At 57.8% G+C, this 16,341-nt stretch carries 14 protein-coding genes and 1 pseudogene; 7 read left to right on the top strand and 8 right to left on the bottom strand.

Annotated elements, in window-relative coordinates:
• Positions 1-45: 45 nt before the first annotated feature.
• From A37O_RS0101545 to A37O_RS0101560, 4 genes are all read right to left on the bottom strand, one after another.
• Positions 46-960 carry a cation diffusion facilitator family transporter gene (locus A37O_RS0101545; protein WP_018295729.1) on the bottom strand — a complete coding sequence of 305 codons (915 nt, stop codon included), beginning with the start codon at positions 958-960 and terminating at the stop codon, positions 46-48.
• A 108-nt stretch (positions 961-1,068) separates the two neighbouring features.
• Complete coding sequence (gene ilvC / locus A37O_RS0101550) at positions 1,069-2,085, bottom strand: ketol-acid reductoisomerase (RefSeq protein WP_018295730.1); 1,017 nt, start codon at positions 2,083-2,085, stop codon at positions 1,069-1,071.
• A gap of 124 nt (positions 2,086-2,209) precedes the next feature.
• Positions 2,210-2,719 carry an acetolactate synthase small subunit gene (gene ilvN / locus A37O_RS0101555; RefSeq protein WP_018295731.1) on the bottom strand — a complete coding sequence of 170 codons (510 nt, stop codon included), beginning with the start codon at positions 2,717-2,719 and terminating at the stop codon, positions 2,210-2,212.
• Between the two features lie 3 nt (positions 2,720-2,722).
• Entirely contained in the window at positions 2,723-4,591 is a 1,869-nt protein-coding gene (locus A37O_RS0101560; protein ID WP_018295732.1) for an acetolactate synthase large subunit, read from the bottom strand.
• Between the two features lie 284 nt (positions 4,592-4,875).
• Here A37O_RS0101560 and A37O_RS15760 point away from each other — a divergent pair, with 284 nt between their 5' ends.
• The 4 genes from A37O_RS15760 to A37O_RS16950 are packed head-to-tail and all read left to right on the top strand — an operon-like array spanning position 4,876 to position 10,548.
• Entirely contained in the window at positions 4,876-6,678 is a 1,803-nt protein-coding gene (locus A37O_RS15760; RefSeq protein ID WP_018295733.1) for a mechanosensitive ion channel family protein, read from the top strand.
• Positions 6,679-6,688: 10 nt separating this feature from the next.
• Complete coding sequence (locus A37O_RS0101570; protein WP_156802457.1) at positions 6,689-7,288, top strand: PH domain-containing protein; 600 nt, start codon at positions 6,689-6,691, stop codon at positions 7,286-7,288.
• A 1-nt stretch (position 7,289) separates the two neighbouring features.
• Positions 7,290-9,131, top strand: coding sequence for a dihydroxy-acid dehydratase (ilvD, locus tag A37O_RS0101575; protein ID WP_018295735.1), 1,842 nt, complete (start codon positions 7,290-7,292; stop codon positions 9,129-9,131).
• Positions 9,132-9,141: 10 nt separating this feature from the next.
• Complete coding sequence (locus A37O_RS16950; RefSeq protein ID WP_018295736.1) at positions 9,142-10,548, top strand: glycosyltransferase family 87 protein; 1,407 nt, start codon at positions 9,142-9,144, stop codon at positions 10,546-10,548.
• Between the two features lie 75 nt (positions 10,549-10,623).
• Here A37O_RS16950 and A37O_RS15980 read toward each other — a convergent pair.
• Positions 10,624-11,448: pseudogene (locus A37O_RS15980) on the bottom strand (DoxX family protein); the annotation flags it as partial.
• Positions 11,449-11,522: 74 nt separating this feature from the next.
• On the opposite strand from A37O_RS15980, the gene A37O_RS0101590 reads away from it, so the two are divergent.
• Entirely contained in the window at positions 11,523-12,596 is a 1,074-nt protein-coding gene (locus tag A37O_RS0101590; protein WP_018295738.1) for a glutathione S-transferase family protein, read from the top strand.
• On the opposite strand, the gene A37O_RS0101595 is transcribed toward A37O_RS0101590, so the two are convergent.
• Positions 12,568-13,425 carry an ArgP/LysG family DNA-binding transcriptional regulator gene (locus A37O_RS0101595; RefSeq protein ID WP_018295739.1) on the bottom strand — a complete coding sequence of 286 codons (858 nt, stop codon included), beginning with the start codon at positions 13,423-13,425 and terminating at the stop codon, positions 12,568-12,570. The genes A37O_RS0101590 and A37O_RS0101595 overlap by 29 nt on opposite strands.
• Before the next feature lie 78 nt (positions 13,426-13,503).
• On the opposite strand from A37O_RS0101595, the gene A37O_RS0101600 reads away from it, so the two are divergent.
• Positions 13,504-14,190, top strand: coding sequence for a LysE/ArgO family amino acid transporter (locus tag A37O_RS0101600; protein ID WP_051077934.1), 687 nt, complete (start codon positions 13,504-13,506; stop codon positions 14,188-14,190).
• On the opposite strand, the gene A37O_RS0101605 is transcribed toward A37O_RS0101600, so the two are convergent.
• Entirely contained in the window at positions 14,171-14,668 is a 498-nt protein-coding gene (locus A37O_RS0101605) for a GNAT family N-acetyltransferase (RefSeq protein ID WP_018295741.1), read from the bottom strand. The genes A37O_RS0101600 and A37O_RS0101605 overlap by 20 nt on opposite strands.
• Before the next feature lie 126 nt (positions 14,669-14,794).
• Between A37O_RS0101605 and A37O_RS0101610 the strand changes: the two genes are divergently transcribed.
• Positions 14,795-15,268 (top strand): MarR family winged helix-turn-helix transcriptional regulator, encoded by a 474-nt coding sequence (locus A37O_RS0101610; RefSeq protein WP_018295742.1) that lies wholly within the window; start codon positions 14,795-14,797, stop codon positions 15,266-15,268.
• On the opposite strand, the gene mgrA is transcribed toward A37O_RS0101610, so the two are convergent.
• Positions 15,265-16,341: an L-glyceraldehyde 3-phosphate reductase gene (gene mgrA / locus A37O_RS0101615; RefSeq protein ID WP_018295743.1), complete on the bottom strand. Its 1,077-nt coding sequence runs from the start codon at positions 16,339-16,341 to the stop codon at positions 15,265-15,267. The two genes, A37O_RS0101610 and mgrA, sit on opposite strands and share 4 nt — an antisense overlap.

Genomic DNA, 16,341 nt, shown 5'->3' on the forward strand with positions numbered 1-16,341 from the left:
TCAACGCAGGAATCCGCGGGACTACGATGAAATAGTACGATTATTTCAGCACACTTGCTCGTGATCCTGGTGTCCAGGTTGCTCAATCTGAATCGTCGAGTGGTTGATCCCCAGTTCGCGGAGGCGCTGCTGCGCCTCATCCAGCAACGGACCGCTGGGTACCTCGCCGTCGACGACGAGGTGGCAGGTGGCCAAGGCCTCAGATCCGCTGACCGACCAGACATGAAGATCATGCACTGCATCGACGTGAGGGATGTCGCTTAACGACGATTCAATCTCGCCCACCTCGAATCCGGCCGGGACCTTATCCAGCAGCACATCCACGGAGGTCCGCAGAAGCTGCAGCGCACGCGGCAACACGAGTGCTGCGATGATCAAGGATGCGATGGTGTCCGCCGCTGTAAAACCGGTGAAGTGAATGACCACGGCCGCGATAATGACGGCGATCGATCCGAGCATGTCCGTGAGCACATGTAGAAATGCACCCTCAACGTTAAGTGAGTTCTTGCGCTGACGCGACAATACCCACGCCGAGGCCAGATTGGCTAGCAAACCGATCACGGCGATCCAGCCCATCATGGCTGTGTCGATGGGGGTGTGCGAGTTCAAGCGCATGATGGCGGCAACGACGATCCAGACGGCCACCACGGCCACCGTCAACGCATTGACTGCGGCAGCAAGCGCCTCCACTCCCCGGTACCCATAGGTCGCCTTCGAGGTGGCGGTCTTGCGTCCGATGAGAACTGCGATCACGGCGATGATCAGCCCCGTCGCGTCCGAGAGCATGTGCATGGCATCTGCCATCAGCGCCAGCGAACCAGAAATCCAGCCACCGATGAGTTCGGCGAAGAAAATCGTGCCAGTAATAGTCAACGCAGTAATCAGCGCGCGCAGAGACGCGGTCTGCGGGTCGATGCCATGATCATGGCCATGATCATGCGTGTGGCTGTGCGTGTGCATGCCCTCACCATACCGCAAAACTCGGCTTATTGAAAACAAATTGAAAACATGGTGGCAAAACAAAAGCCCAGGTAAAAACCTGGGCAGATGTAATCGTCGTAAAGCGAATTATTGAGCGGTGTCCGAAAGCTCGACCTTGACCCAGCTCATCATGTCGCGCAGCTTAGCACCGGTCTCCTCGATTGGGTGCTCAGCGTTCTCCTTGCGCAGACCCTCGAGCTCCTTGTTGCCACCCTCGATGTTGGCGATCAGGTGCTTGGTGAAGGTGCCGTCTTGGATATCGGTGAGGATGTCCTTCATGCGCTCCTTGGTGCCAGCGTCGATGACGCGTGGGCCGGAAAGGTAGCCACCGAACTCAGCGGTATCGGAAACCGAGTAGTTCATGTTGGCAATGCCACCCTCGAACATCAGGTCAACGATGAGCTTGAGCTCGTGCAGAACCTCGAAGTACGCCATCTCTGGCTCGTAGCCAGCCTCGGTGAGAACCTCGAAACCGGTCTTGACCAGTTCCTCGGTGCCGCCGCAAAGAACAGCCTGCTCACCGAAGAGGTCGGTGACGGTCTCTGCCTCAAAGGTGGTTGGGATGACGCCTGCGCGGCCGCCGCCGATTGCGGAAGCGTATGCAAGAGCGAGATCCTGGCCGTTGCCCTTTGGATCCTGATCGATTGCGATCAAGCAAGGAACACCCTTGCCGTCGACGTACTGACGACGAACGAGGTGGCCTGGGCCCTTAGGCGCAACCATGCCGACAACGATGTTGTCCGCTGGCTTGATCAGGTCGAAGTGGATGTTCAGGCCGTGGCCGAAGAAGAGTGCGTCACCATCGTTGAGGTTTGGCTCGATGTCATTGGTGAAGATCTCAGCCTGGGAGGTATCAGGAGCAAGCAGCATAACAACGTCAGCCCATGCAGACGCGTCAGCGTTGTTCTTCACCTCGAAGCCAGCTTCTTTTGCCTTCTCTGCCGACTTGGAGCCGTCACGCAGACCGATAACAACCTCAACGCCAGACTCGCGCAGGTTCATTGCGTGTGCGTGGCCCTGGGAGCCGTAGCCGATAACCGCTACCTTGCGGCCCTGGATGAGGGAGAGATCTGCGTCGTCGTCGTAGAAGACTTCAATTGCCATGAGTGTTGCACTCACCTTTCGTGTGTCAAAAGTGTTCCGTGGCTGATTATGCCATGCGGAATTTTTAGGGGTTCATTTTGGTAGCAAATATGCACTTGCTACCAGATGTACTTACTGTGCTTACTTACTTCGACGGTGCCATGGTCTTTGGTCCACGGTTCAAAGCAATCTCACCGGAGCGGATGAGCTCACGGATACCGAATGGCTCCAAAACATCCAAGAAAGCCTTCAGCTTACTAGGAGTACCGGTTGCTTCGATGACGACCGACTCTTGGGCGACGTCAACGATGCGGGCGCGGAAAATATTCGCCGCGTCCACCACCTGCGGGCGGTTGGAATTGTTCGCGTTGACCTTGACCATCATCAGTGAGCGAGCAATGGTGGTCTCTTCTTCGAGGCGGACAACCTTGATCACGGGAATGATCTTGTTCAGCTGCTTGGTCATCTGCTCGATCTGGTACTCGGTGGCATCGACCACGATGGTCAGGCGGTTCAGCCCTTCCGTCTCCGTCTTTGCAGACACCAGCGACACGAGGTTGAAGCCGCGGCGGGTGAACATTGCTGTTACGCGCGAGATGATGCCGTCGACGTCCTGGACCTGAACTGAGAGGATATTACGTGTGACTTCAGACATGTCTTAGTTCTCCTTCTGCTTTGCAGCGTCGTCGAGGGCATCGTGGATATCGGCAGGCGTCTCGGCCGCTGACTCTTCACCGTCAAACAGTGGACGCAAACCGCGCGCGTACTCAATGTCCGAGTTATTGGTGCCGGCGGCGATCATTGGCCAGACCTGAGCATCCTCGCCAACAACGAAGTCGATGACAACTGGGCGGTCGTTGATCTCACGCGCACGCTTGATCGCTGGCAGGACTTCTTCCTCTGAGGTGACGCGGATTGCCTCAGCACCAAGCGCCTCGGAGAGCTGCAAGAAATCAGGAACGTAGTGGTCGTCCTGGTGCAGCTTCGTGTTCGAGTACTGCTTGTTGTAGAACAGGGTCTGCCACTGGCGAACCATGCCCAAGTTGCCGTTGTTAATCAGAGCAACCTTGATGGGGAAACCCTCCACCGCTGCGGTGGTGATTTCCTGGTTGGTCATCTGGAAGCAGCCATCACCGTCGATTGCCCAGACTTCCTTGTCTGGCATGCCGGCCTTGGCGCCCAGTGCTGCTGGGATGGCGTAGCCCATGGTGCCCAGACCACCGGAATTGATCCAGGTGCGAGGGTTTTCGAAATCGAGGAACTGTGCTGCCCACATCTGGTGCTGGCCAACGCCTGCGACGTAGATTGCCTCGGGGCCGACTTCCTTGCTCAGCGTCTCGATGACGAACTGAGGCGCAAGCGTGCCGTTGGGCTGGCGGTCGTAGCCGCGTGGGAAACGTTCCTTCAATCCGTTCAGGTACTCGATCCATGGGTGGATATGTGGAACCGAGAGCTTCTTCGAGGACTGGAAGTTCTCCAGCAGTGCCTCAAGGACTTCCTTGGCGTCGCCGACGATGGGGACATCAGCGGCACGGATCTTGCCGATTTCGGCTGGATCGATATCCGCGTGGATAACTTTTGCCTCAGGGGCGAAACTTGCGAGGTCACCCGTGACGCGATCGTCGAAACGTGCGCCGATGGTGATCAGCAAATCTGCACCCTGCAGCGCACCGACAGCAGGGACGGTGCCATGCATGCCAGGCATGCCCATGTACAACTCGTGGGACTCTGGGAAAGAACCCAAGCCCATGAGCGTGGTGACAACAGGAATTCCGGTGTGCTCAGCGAAAGCCAGCAGTTCCTTGTTAGCGTTCGACTTGATGACGCCGCCGCCAACGTAGAGGATGGGGCGCTCTGCCTCGGCAATGAGCTCAGTCGCCTGAGAGATCTGGCGGGAGTGAGGCGTAGTGACGGGCTTGTAGCCAGGCATGTCAATGACTGGTGGCCAGACGAAATCCATCTCCTGGTTCTGAACATCCTTCGGGATATCCACCAGGACTGGGCCGGGACGGCCAGTCTCGGCCAAGTGGAAGGCCGCAGCAATAGCTTCTGGGATCTCGTTCGCGTCGGTGACCATGAAGTTGTGCTTGGTAATAGGCATGGTCACGCCGCGGATATCCGCTTCCTGGAAGGCGTCGGTACCCAGCAAGGACGAACCGACCTGACCAGTGATGGCAACGATGGGGACCGAGTCGAGGTTGGCATCAGCCAAGGCGGTGACCAGGTTCGTTGCACCCGGGCCCGAGGTAGCAATGCAGACTCCAACGCGACCGGAGGCCTGAGCGTAACCCTCAGCTGCGTGACCGGCGCCCTGCTCGTGGCGAACGAGCACGTGACGAAGATGTTCCGCGGCGTAGAGCGCATCGTAGAGAGGTAGGACCGCACCTCCCGGAATACCAAACACTAAGTCGGTTCCTAGAGATTCGAGGCTTTTGACAATCGCTTCAGCACCGGTCATGCGTTGCGGTGCTGCGCTGCCTGCCTTGCTGGCTGCCTTCGCGGGCGAAGGCGTGGGGGAAGCTGCCACTTTGAAAGCTCCTTATAAAAAGTAGGTTGTAAACGAGTATTCGCACTCTAGGTGTGAGAACGAGTGTGTTTAGCCGTATTGATGCGCGACCACATAACAAAACCCTCGCACAGGCACTATGGGTGGGTGCTGTCGAGGGCGCTTGTCACAACGACGAGAAGTAAGTTCTCACCGTCACGGCAGGCGCCGCGTCGGTACTACCACTAGTCGTAAAATGATCATGCGGTAAATCATACACACTTCACAGCACATTCCTCCTTTTGGGGGTTAGCATCGAAAACATCATGCCTTTTCAATATCTTCTCAATGCTGCGTGGCAGTGGATGGCGGACTCAGGACTCAATATTGCGATCCTGATCGTCTTAATTTTCTTGGTCCCGCGTGCGGGACGTTTAGCCAACCGAATTCTTGAACGTCGGATTGAGCAAAAAGGTGACGCCGAAGAAGGCAAGAGCCAGCTCGCGCTGTCTGGAGTGGGCGTATATATCCTCCAGATCATTGCCTACTTCATCTTGATTGTGCTGATCCTGCAGCAGTTCGGCTTCTCGCTGGCCGGTGCCGCGATCCCGGCGACGATCGTTTCGGCTGCAGTCGGCTTTGGTGCGCAATCGATTATTGCTGACTTCTTGTCTGGTTTTTTCATCCTCACCGAGAAGCAATACGGCGTGGGCGACTGGGTGGCCTTCGAAGGCACCGGATCGACCGGGACGCTTGAAGGTACTGTCATCCAGTTCACCATGCGATCGACCCAGATTCGCACCATTGATCAGTCAACGGTGACAATCCCGAACTCCACGGCCCGCGTCGCAATCAACCGCTCGAAGTACTGGTCGCGTGCAGTCGTCGTCATGCCCGTGCCGCTGCTGGGTTCGCATAGTTCCGACGAAGCGCTCGAGCGCGCCGAGCGCGCAACCCGCACGGCTCTTGCTCGCCCTGAGGTGAAATCGGAGCTGCTCGGCGATCTTGATGTCCACCCAGCCGTAGCGGTGAGCCCACCAACCACGGTGGGCATGCCGTGGACTGTGGACATGCGGTTCATGATTCAGGTCAAGGCGGGTTCCCAGTGGTTGGTGGAACGCGCGATCCGCATGTCTATCCTGAACGAGTTCTGGGATGAGTACGGCTCCGCCACCACCGTCAGCGGTGCGCTGATCGAAGATGTGCACACCCCGAAGCTGCCCACCGAAGCTTTTAATGACAATGGCACCCGGGACGACAGTGGCACTCAGTCAGATGTGAAGGACGACAAGATCGTCGCGGACACAACGCCGAGTGCCACCGCCACGACTGCGGCGTTTGCCGCGACCACCGGCGAGACCGGCAAGATCGACTTGTCGGAACCCACTGATGAGGCTAACGACGAGGCCACGACCCAAATCTTCAGTCCGGGCGATGCCAAGACCGAACTCTTCCCTGCTACCACTGCGGAAAACTCAGACGAAAACTCAGAAGAAAAGAAGTCTTCACAGGCCGATTCTGATCAACCCGACGTGCCTGAGAAGTTCGATGAAGGCGACGGCGAAGACCCGGCGGTGACGGAAAAGGCCAAGGACACCGAGAAGAAGGAAGACCCGAAGACCAAATTCGAGCGCTTCATTACCCTCGGCGGGCGCATGCGCGTGTCGAGCGCTGGTCTCTTGATCCTCCTGGTGGCATTGCTCATTCTGCGCGGGTTGACCTTCTCCTCGACAGCTAATGACGAGCGCGTCGCAGGCGTGCTGGCACCTCCGGCCACATCGACCGCCCCAGAGACCGCGGGCGAGCAGCCCACCGGCACCACATCCGGCAGCCAAACTACGGGCACGAACGAGACTGGTCAGCAACAGACTGATTCCAATTGGACTGAACAGGTCAGCCCCACCGATCAACAGGCCCCGACAACGCAACAGGATGCCCCACAGCAAAATACGCAAAATCAGCAAGATAGCGTAAACCAGTTCCAGCAGGAACCGACGACGGCGCAGCAGCAGCCCCAGCAACAGACGCAGCAGCAACAGCAGCCTCAACAACAACAGCAGACGCAGCCACCGACTGTTTCTCCGCAGTCAGCGGAGACCACTGTGCAATCGGAAACTACGGTTCGCTAGCATGGCAAGCATGAGTTCCGAAGAACAACAGCCGGACACCACCTATTTCCGGCCAGATCGCTCGCACGTTATTGCCACCGTATTGATGACGGGCATTGCGCTCATCGGAATCAGCTGGGCGCCACTGGCGCTCGGCTGGTTGCTCATCTTCCCCATCGCCTTCATCGTGTGGGTCTATAAGGCGCACACGCGTGTCGACGAGAACGGGATCGCCATCAACTACCTGTACCGCAAGAACGTCACCATTGGCTGGGACTCGCTCCAAGGAATTGGTTTTAAGGGATCCAAGGCTGTCGCCGCGACAACCGACGGCAAGGAGTACTTCCTGCCAGGAGTCACCTTCAATTCCTTGCCGAAACTCGAAGAGGCTTCCCGGGGTCGCATCCCGGATGTTCTCACCGAGGGACTTGCCTCACTCGATGGAAAGATGTCTGTCATCGACAAAGACGGACACCAGGTGCTGATGACACAGGAAGAGTACGCGGAACACCAACGCCAAAAAGCGGGAGATTCGCAGGACGCTTCCCAAAATTCAGAAACCACAGCAATTAACGAAGACGACGCTCAATCAGACAACAGCGCCGCTTCCACCGATTCACCGAAGGAGTGAAATGGTATTCCCACTTCGTTCTAAAGTCACCACTGTCGGCCGTCAGGCTGCAGGTGCCCGTGCACTGTGGCGTGCAACTGGCACCAAAGAAAACGAGTTCGGTAAGCCCATCGTGGCGATCGTCAACTCGTACACTCAGTTCGTCCCTGGCCACGTGCACCTCAAAGACGTGGGCGATATTGTGGCGGATGCAGTGCGTGAAGCAGGGGGCGTACCAAAGGAGTTCAATACGATTGCTGTCGACGACGGCATCGCAATGGGCCACCAGGGCATGCTGTACTCGCTGCCTTCCCGCGAGATCATCACTGACTCTGTCGAGTACATGGTCAATGCACACACCGCTGACGCCATGGTCTGCATTTCTAACTGCGACAAGATCACCCCGGGCATGCTCAACGCTGCGATGCGTTTGAACATCCCTGTTGTGTTTGTCTCCGGCGGCCCGATGGAGGCCGGTAAGGCAGTCGTCGTCGATGGCGTTGCTCGCACCGCGACGAACCTCATCGACGCGATCACCTTCTCTGCCGACGACAAGGTTTCGGACGCGGAGCTCAACGAGGTTGAGGCAGCTGCCTGCCCTACCTGTGGCTCCTGCTCCGGTATGTTCACCGCAAACTCGATGAACTGCCTGACCGAGGCACTTGGCCTCTCACTTCCAGGTAACGGCTCCACCCTGGCAACGCACTCCGCGCGCCGTGAGCTTTTCGAAGAAGCCGGCCGCACCATCATGGAGCTGTGCCGCCGCTACTACGGCGAAGAGGACGAGTCCGTCTTGCCGCGCAACATTGCCACCCGCGATGCGTTCCGCAACGCAATGGCACTGGACATGGCTATGGGTGGATCTTCCAACACCATCTTGCACATCCTGGCAGCAGCTCAGGAAGGCGAAGTTGACTTCGATCTCTCGGACATCGACGAGCTTTCGCACTCCATCCCTTGTGTCTCCAAGGTTGCGCCTAACGGCACTGCACACGTCGAAGATGTCCACCGCGCCGGTGGCATCCCTGCCATCCTCGGTGAACTCAACCGCGGCGGGATGTTGAACAAGGATGTTCACTCCATCAAGTACAACTCTCTCGACGAGTGGATGGACGACTGGGATATCCGCGGTGGCAAGGCCTCCGAGCAGGCCATCGAGCTTTTCCACGCCGCTCCTGGTGGCGTGCGCTCAACCAAGGCTTTCTCCCAGTCCAACCGCTGGGACGAGCTGGACACCGATTCGGTCAACGGTGTAATCCACGACGTGGAGCACCCGTTCACCTCCGACGGTGGCCTCGTCATCCTGCGCGGCAACTTGGCTCCGAATGGTGCCGTACTCAAGACCGCTGGTGTGGAAGAAGAGCTCTGGGAGTTCTCCGGTCCAGCTCGCGTCGTTGACTCGCAAGAGCAGGGCGTATCGACGATTCTCAACCGCGAAGTTCAGCCGGGCGAGGTCGTTGTCATCCGCTACGAGGGCCCATCCGGTGGACCTGGCATGCAGGAAATGCTCCACCCAACCTCCTTCCTCAAGGGCGCTGGTCTGGGCAAGAAGTGTGCACTGATCACTGACGGCCGCTTCTCTGGTGGTACCTCTGGCCTGTCCATCGGTCATATCTCCCCTGAGGCTGCGCACAAGGGCATGATCGGTCTGATCGAAAACGGTGACACCATCACCATCTCGGTCCACGACCGTGAGCTCAGGCTCGATGTCCCTGAGGAGGAGCTGGAGCGTCGTCGTGAAGCGATGGAAGCTTCCGAAAACCCCTGGACGCCGAAGCGCGAACGAACCGTATCCAAGGCACTGCGCGCATACGCCAAAATGGCCACCAGCGCCGATAAGGGTGCCGTACGTCAGGTGGACTAGACTCACCCAAATGAACGATCATGATTTTCGCCAGCTTCTGCCCCGCTTCCTGACGTGGTTGGGGCTGGCTGCCGGATTAGGTGTCACATGGCGGCATATTAGCCAGACGAATTTTCCGGTAGACATGATCATCTACCGCGAGGGATCCCGTGCGTTTTTCTCGGGCGGAGAAGTGTACTCCGTGCCGATGTTCGCGGGAGACCTCGCGCTTCCCTTTATCTACCCGCCTTTCGGCGCGCTGATCCTTGGACCGCTGACACCGAGCTGGATTTCCGACGACTTGGCCGGCGACATCATGATCGTCGTGTCCAATATTTTGTTGCTGGCCTGTTTGCACTTTGCGTTCAAGGAGCTCATGCCGAAAGCGCAGGCGTGGGATCGTAGAGCGGTCACGGTCGTAGCGTGGGTAGCAGGCATGCTCATTGAGCCGGTGTGGCTGAACCAGGGCTTTGCCCAAGTCAACATGCTGCTGATGGGATTGGTTTTTCTTGACCTTGTGCCACGTAAGCGCCATCTCCCCCGCGGTTTCTGGATCGGTATCGCTGCCGCAATTAAGATCTCACCGCTGGCCATGTGCTTGTATTTCTTACTGCGTAAGGACTTCCGCGCAATTATTACGACGGCGGTAACCGCACTCGTCGCAACGCTCATTGCTGCTGCCGTGCGCTGGGATGCCACCGTGGAGTACTTCTCCGTGACCCTTCTGGGGATGAACTCGGGCAACGAGTTCGGTGTGGATTCTTCGTATCAGTCAAATAGCTCGATCAAGGGTGTGCTCATGCGCTTTGCGGAGTCGCAGGCGCAGCTCGATGCCAATAGCACCCTGGTCAATATCCTCACGATTGTGCTGTCTCTTGCCGTCATCGTGGCCGGCAGCCTACTGATGCTCGCTCTGATGCGCCGCAATATGACTATCGACGCAATTCTGGTCAACTCGTTGGTTATGCTGCTGATTTCACCAGTGTCGTGGTCGCACCACTGGGTCTGGCTGGCGCTCATCCTGCCGGTGACTGCGTGGCGCCTGGCTACAGTGCTCAAGCAAAATACCGCCCTGACAGTGGTGACTGCACTGTGGGCGGTACTTGTTCTCACCAATCCACCTAAATGGTGGTTCGGTGATGCTATTCAGGTCTTCGAGCTAGCTATCTGGCAGAAGATCCTGGTCAGCGATTTTGTCTGGCTGGCCATCGCGTACATGATCGCGCTGGCCGTGGCGCTACGCGCCGTGCCTTTAAGCGAACGGGTTGATTCCGGTTCCGAAAATCCAGACGGCGACAAGGGCGGCGATGCCCAGGACGATAAAGATCCAGGAGCTAGCAAGCGGGCGACGAGCCCATCCGCGGCCGGTGTCGAAGGAGTAGATGCCAGGTCCGGTGAACTGCAGGACGACCGAAATTCCGAACAGGATCAGGGCTAGCCAAATCGCCTCGGTCCAGTTGAAGAGGTTGAGGCCTGCTCCAGACATGTAGAGCGCGTGGAGTGCCACAAAGCCGGTAGCAACGGTGGCGACCATCGCAGCAACTGGGGTGAGCAGGCCGAGGACCAGGAATACACCTGCGGCGAGCTGCGCCGTTGGCAGGCCGATGGCCAGGATATTTCCGTAAGCATAGTTGGTGAACTCGGTTTCCAGGCCCGCAAGTCCTCCCGCGGCACCCAGCTGGAAGAAGGTCTGAACGGATTCCAGGATGAGGAAACCGCCGAGGAGCAAACGGAGCAGCAGCAGACCGAAGTCAATGGTGCCGCGACGCGCCTCCTTGAGGGCTGCCTGCCCTGCAGTGGGCTGCTCTACATCCACTTGCTGGGAATCAAGGTAGGACGTTGCCGTAGCCGCTTGGACGCTTGCTGCATCTGCGGGGCGAGCGGCAGCGGTGTTTGCGTACGCTTCGTTGCCTGCGTTCGCTGATTCCTTGGAGCTGTAATCGAAATCCGTGGTGTAAAACTCGGTTTTATCGGTAGACGATTGAGCTACTGGCTCCGAACGATTCATAGAAATCGTCTCGGTGAGAGGAGTCTGTGGCGTTTGCTCACGACCACCCTTGCCCGATGCAGCAGGAGTTGTCGGCTCAATACGTTCTGGAGCTGCGCGTCCAGTGCGCTGGTAAATGTCAGGGCCAGGCTTATTAGCTTTGCCTTTGTAGGTTGGAACGTCGAGATCGTTCAGGTCATCAAAGTCCGCCGAATTATCGCGGTTTGGCTGTGGGGTTTTGTCACTCATATGCCCAAATGTAGGCGAGTCCCCCGCCTCAGCGGGGCAGGTGAAACGGCGCGCCATGTGTTTTTCATCAAAGCGTAACCTCCACACAAATTTTGTTGACATGCACACAACTTGGGCTTAAGCTGGAAGTCATACAATTAAATCCACAATAAATCACTGGGATTACAGGAGTTGGAATGAAGAAGGAAAACTGGGTCGAAGCCCCGAAGAACGCATCCCCCGACGGGGAATTCGTCCGCGACACCACTTATATCGAGGACCACATTGTTTCCGACCTCGCGCCAGGCTCCGAGCCCCAGGCACAGGACGACGGAACTTTCCAATGGCCAGTAGAGGCAGGCCGCTACCGCCTCATGGCAGCCCGTGCGTGTCCTTGGGCACACCGCACTATTATTACGCGCCGTCTCCTAGGTCTCGAAGACGTCATTTCCCTCGGCCTTGCCGGACCGACACATGACCGTCGCTCCTGGACTTTCGATCTTGATCCCGATGAGAAGGATCCCGCCACCGGCCTCCACTTCCTCCAAGAGGCGTACTTCAACCGCTTCCCCGATTACCCACGTGGCATTACCGTCCCCGCGATCGTTGAGGTCTCCTCGAAGAAGGTCGTGACCAACGACTTCCCTTCCATCCCCGTAGATTTCATCGATCAGTGGAAGCAGTTCCACCGCGAAGGCGCGCCCGACCTCTACCCAGTAGAAATGCGTGAAGAGATCGACAAGGTCACCACCGAGATCTATCACGAGGTCAACAACGGCGTGTACCGCGCCGGCTTCGCCGGTTCTCAGGAGGCCTACGAAAAGGCCTACGACCGCCTGTGGAAGGCGATGGATTGGATCGAGGAACGCCTTTCGAAGAACCGCTTCCTCATGGGCGAGCACATCACCCTGGCTGATATTTACCTCTACCCGACCTTGGTGCGCTTCGACCCTGTTTACTACTCGCACTTCAAGGCATCACGCAACAAGATCACGGAGATGCCTAATATCTGGGGCTACCTGAGGGAACTGTTCCAGACCCCTGGCTTCGGCGACACCACCGATTTCCAGGAGATCAAGGAGCACTACTTCATTACGCACCAGGAGGTTAACCCAACGGGCATCGTGCCTGTGGGCCCTGACATGAGTGGCATCATGGAGCCTCACGGTCGCGACCACCTGCCTGGCTCGCCTTTCGCCGAAGGTGTCACCCTTCCCGGGCCTATCGCCGAGTCCGAGAAGGTCAAGAATCCAGAGCCGTTCCAGCTCTAAGCACAACATCGGTGAGCTCTTGGAGCAGGTCGGATTCTAGCCGCCACCGCTGCCAGTAGAGCGAGACATCCACAGGCTCTTCGTCAATGACGAGGAGCCTGTTTTCGTCGATAAGCGGGCGCGCCTGCACGAGTGGCAACAGACCCCATCCCAATCCCACCACCAATGCCTCGATGAAGGCTTGGGAGGTAGGGATCAGGCTTTCACCGCGTTCGACCCGCTGTCCACGAGCCAAGTGACGACGAGCGACTTGATCCTGGTAGCCATCTGCCGGACTACCGCGCAGCACCGGCATCCGGGCGAAGTCGATCCCGTTTTCTACGAGCTGCGGGGCGGCAACTGACACGTAGCGCATCGAGCCGAGCCGACTTACCGTACACCCCGACACTGGTGTGGATTCTCGGGTAACGGCGCCCATGACGTCGCCGCGGCGCAGCAGGGCGAGCGTGAGAGATTCATCTTCCACTCTTAGGCGCAAGCTGGCGTTCCCCATTTTGGCAACGTCGCCGAGAACCGGTTGAAACCAGGTAGCCAGGGAATCGGCGTTGACCGCCACGTCGAGTGGGACCCTGGACAGACGTGATCGGAGTTTGGCGTCGGTCTCGGCTTGTAAGAGTGACATGCGTTTGGCTGCCTGGACAACTACCTCACCGGCTTGGGTTGCGGTCACGGGAATGGTGCGGTGCAGAAGCACTCGGCCAGCCTCATGCTCGAGAGCCTTAACACGCTGAGAGACCGCGCTCGGCGAGATTCCCAATACGTCGGCAGCGGCTTCGAAGCTGCCTTCATCCACGATTGCTGCGAGCGTTGCCATCTTGACCTGGTCCATGAAGCAATTCTAAACCAGGATGAAAAAATGTAAATGGACTAAACTTCTGTGTCGTGTTGAGATAGTCGCGTGTCCATCATGTCGATCATTCTCGCCGGTATTGCGCTAGGTTTCTCGCTGATCATCTCGATCGGCCCGCAGAATATTTTCCTGATCAAACAGGGCATTAAACGCGAGTCGATTACCGCGGTGATCCTTGTCTGCATTCTGTCTGACGTTGTGCTCTACATCATTGCGGTCAGCGGTGTTGGTGTTCTCGTTGAACAAGCCCCAGTGGTGCTCGAGATTCTGCGCTGGGTCGGTGTGACCTACTTGGGATGGTTCGCCATCCAAGCGTTTAAGGATGCATTCAAGCGGGCCGAACACTCGGTATCCGTAGTCGATGATCAGAAACCCACGACAAATGGGTCCGCCACTGTCGGCGCGGGAAGCTCCGTCGCATTAAAGACCGCGCAGAGCACTCGGTCGAAGATACGCCACCGCCTGCACACCCCTGTTGCCACCGCTTTGATACTGACCTGGGTAAACCCCAATACCTGGGTTGATGCCGTGGTGATCGGTGGCATCGCCGCGCAATACGGGGATCCAGGGCGTTGGTTGTTCATCGTGGGCACGATGATTACCAGCCTGATCTGGTTCCCGCTCGTCGGCTACGGCGCAGGTGCCTTGTCAAAGCCCCTCTCTAACCCGCGAGTCTGGCGCGTGCTCAATGTTGGCATTGGCCTCATCTTGACAGGGCTGACGTTTAAGCTTGCTCTGATGTAAAAGGAGCTGCCCCGAGGCGTTCTAGCGCCTGTCCCGTGAGCCTGAAGGTGTCCCATTCCTCCATCGCGGAGGCACCAAGGGAGCGGTAGAACTCAATCGACGGAGTATTCCACTTCAGCACGGCCCACTCGACGCGGCGGTAGTCATTCTTCACCGCGATGCGTGCAAGTTCTGTCAGCAGCGCTTTTCCGTAGCCATGCCCACGAAATGCTGGCTTGACATAGAGGTCCTCCAGCCAGATCCCGTGGCGCCCCTCCCAGGTGGAATAGTTCAGGAAGTACAAGCTGAAACCAACAACTGCCCCGTCCGCTTCGGCAACGTTGGCATACACTGCGGGCCGCCCTGCAAACAGGTGGCGCTCGAGGTCTGCCGGCGTAGCGATCACTGCGTCGGGTTCCTTTTCATAGACCGCCAACTCGACGATCATCTCGTGAATGGCGGGAACATCGCGGATTTCAGCGGGTCGAATGCTAAGCATGCGCCTGATTCTAGAACACGCGCGTGTAGGAACTCGTGCGGCAGCCTCGTCGTTAAGCAAGCAAAATTTTAAATGAATTACTTTCTATTTGAAGTTTTAATCTCGGGCCATATATCATGTGTAACTATGAATGACGCTCGCTGGCTCAACGACGATGAGACCGACACTTGGCTAGCGCTGTGGGCCGTCATCTCATGGCTTCCCACACGCTTAGATGAACAACTGAAGGCAGATAGTGGAATGGGTCACCACGACTATTTCACTTTGGCGCAGATTTCTATGTCCGACAACGCCAGTGTCACCATGACCGATTTAGCGGCGTTGACGCAAATGTCCCCTTCTCGGCTGTCTCACGTAGTGGGTCGGTTGGAGAAGCGTGGTTTTGTCACGCGTACGCCTGACAATGAGGACCGGCGCATCAATATCGCTGCTATGACCGACGAGGGTTGGGACTTCATTCGCGAAGCAGCTCCCGGACACGTTGAACACGTCCGCGAGCTGATCTTCGATGCGTTGTCCAAGGAAGAATCGCACCAACTTGGTGAATTGCTGCGAAAGGTAATTACCAAATTGGAGCCGACAACGCTGCCCCGGGCTTAACCGCGGGTGCGGGATTCGACCGCCCGAGCCCACATGTTGACCCCAGCATCGTGAGCGACGTCGTCGATCGCCTTGAGCTCTTCTGCACTAAACGCCAGGTTGTTCACCGCGTCGAGGTTTTGATCCAGCTGCTCCACGCTCGACGCACCAATGAGCGCACTGGCCACGGTATCGACCCCGTTTTCGCCCTGCTCGCGCAGCACCCAAGCAATTGCCATCTGCGCCAAGGATTGCCCACGCTCCGCGGCAATATCGTTGAGAGCCTTCGCCATGGTGATGTTCTCTTCGCTGAGCATGTCCCCAGACAGCGTCTTATTGGAGGCGCCACGAGACCCTTCGGGCACGCCGTTGAGATAGCGGTCAGTTAGCAGCCCCTGAGCCAGCGGGGAAAAGGCGATCACACCCAAGCCAGCGTTGGCGGCGGATTCCAACAGCGACTCCCCGTCTTCGCCGGGCTGTTCCACCCAGCGATTCACAATGGAATAGCTCGGCTGGTGGATCAGCAAAGGACAGCCTTCTTCTGCCATAAACTGTGCGGCCTCGGCCGTCAGCTCAGGGCCGTAGGAGGAAATACCCACGTACAGCGCCTTGCCTGAAGCGACGATGTCGCGCAGCGCATAGAGCGTTTCCTCTAGCGGAGTGTTGGGGTCTGGGCGGTGGTGGTAGAAGATATCCACGTAATCCACGCCGAGGCGTCGCAGGGATTGATCAAGCGAACTCATCAGATACTTCCGGGATCCTCCCCACCCGTACGGGCCGGGCCACATGCCCCAGCCAGCCTTGGAGGAAATCACCATCTCATCGCGGTAGTTACTGAGATCCTCGCGCAAGATGCGACCAAAGTTTGTCTCCGCGCTACCAGCAGGTGGGCCGTAGTTGTTCGCCAAGTCGAAGTGGGTCACGCCCCGGTCGAATGCGCGATGAATGATGGCGCGCTGCGTTTCAAGGGGTTTGTCGTCGCCGAAGTTGTGCCACAACCCGAGCGAGACCGCAGGGAGTTGCAGACCCGAATGCCCCACCGTGCGGTAGGGCATGTCGGAGTAGCGATTAGCATCCGGAAGATAGGTAGTCAT

Origin of the sequence: Corynebacterium lubricantis DSM 45231, from assembly GCF_000379425.1 — a bacterium.
GTDB classification, from domain to species: Bacteria; Actinomycetota; Actinomycetes; order Mycobacteriales; family Mycobacteriaceae; genus Corynebacterium; species Corynebacterium lubricantis.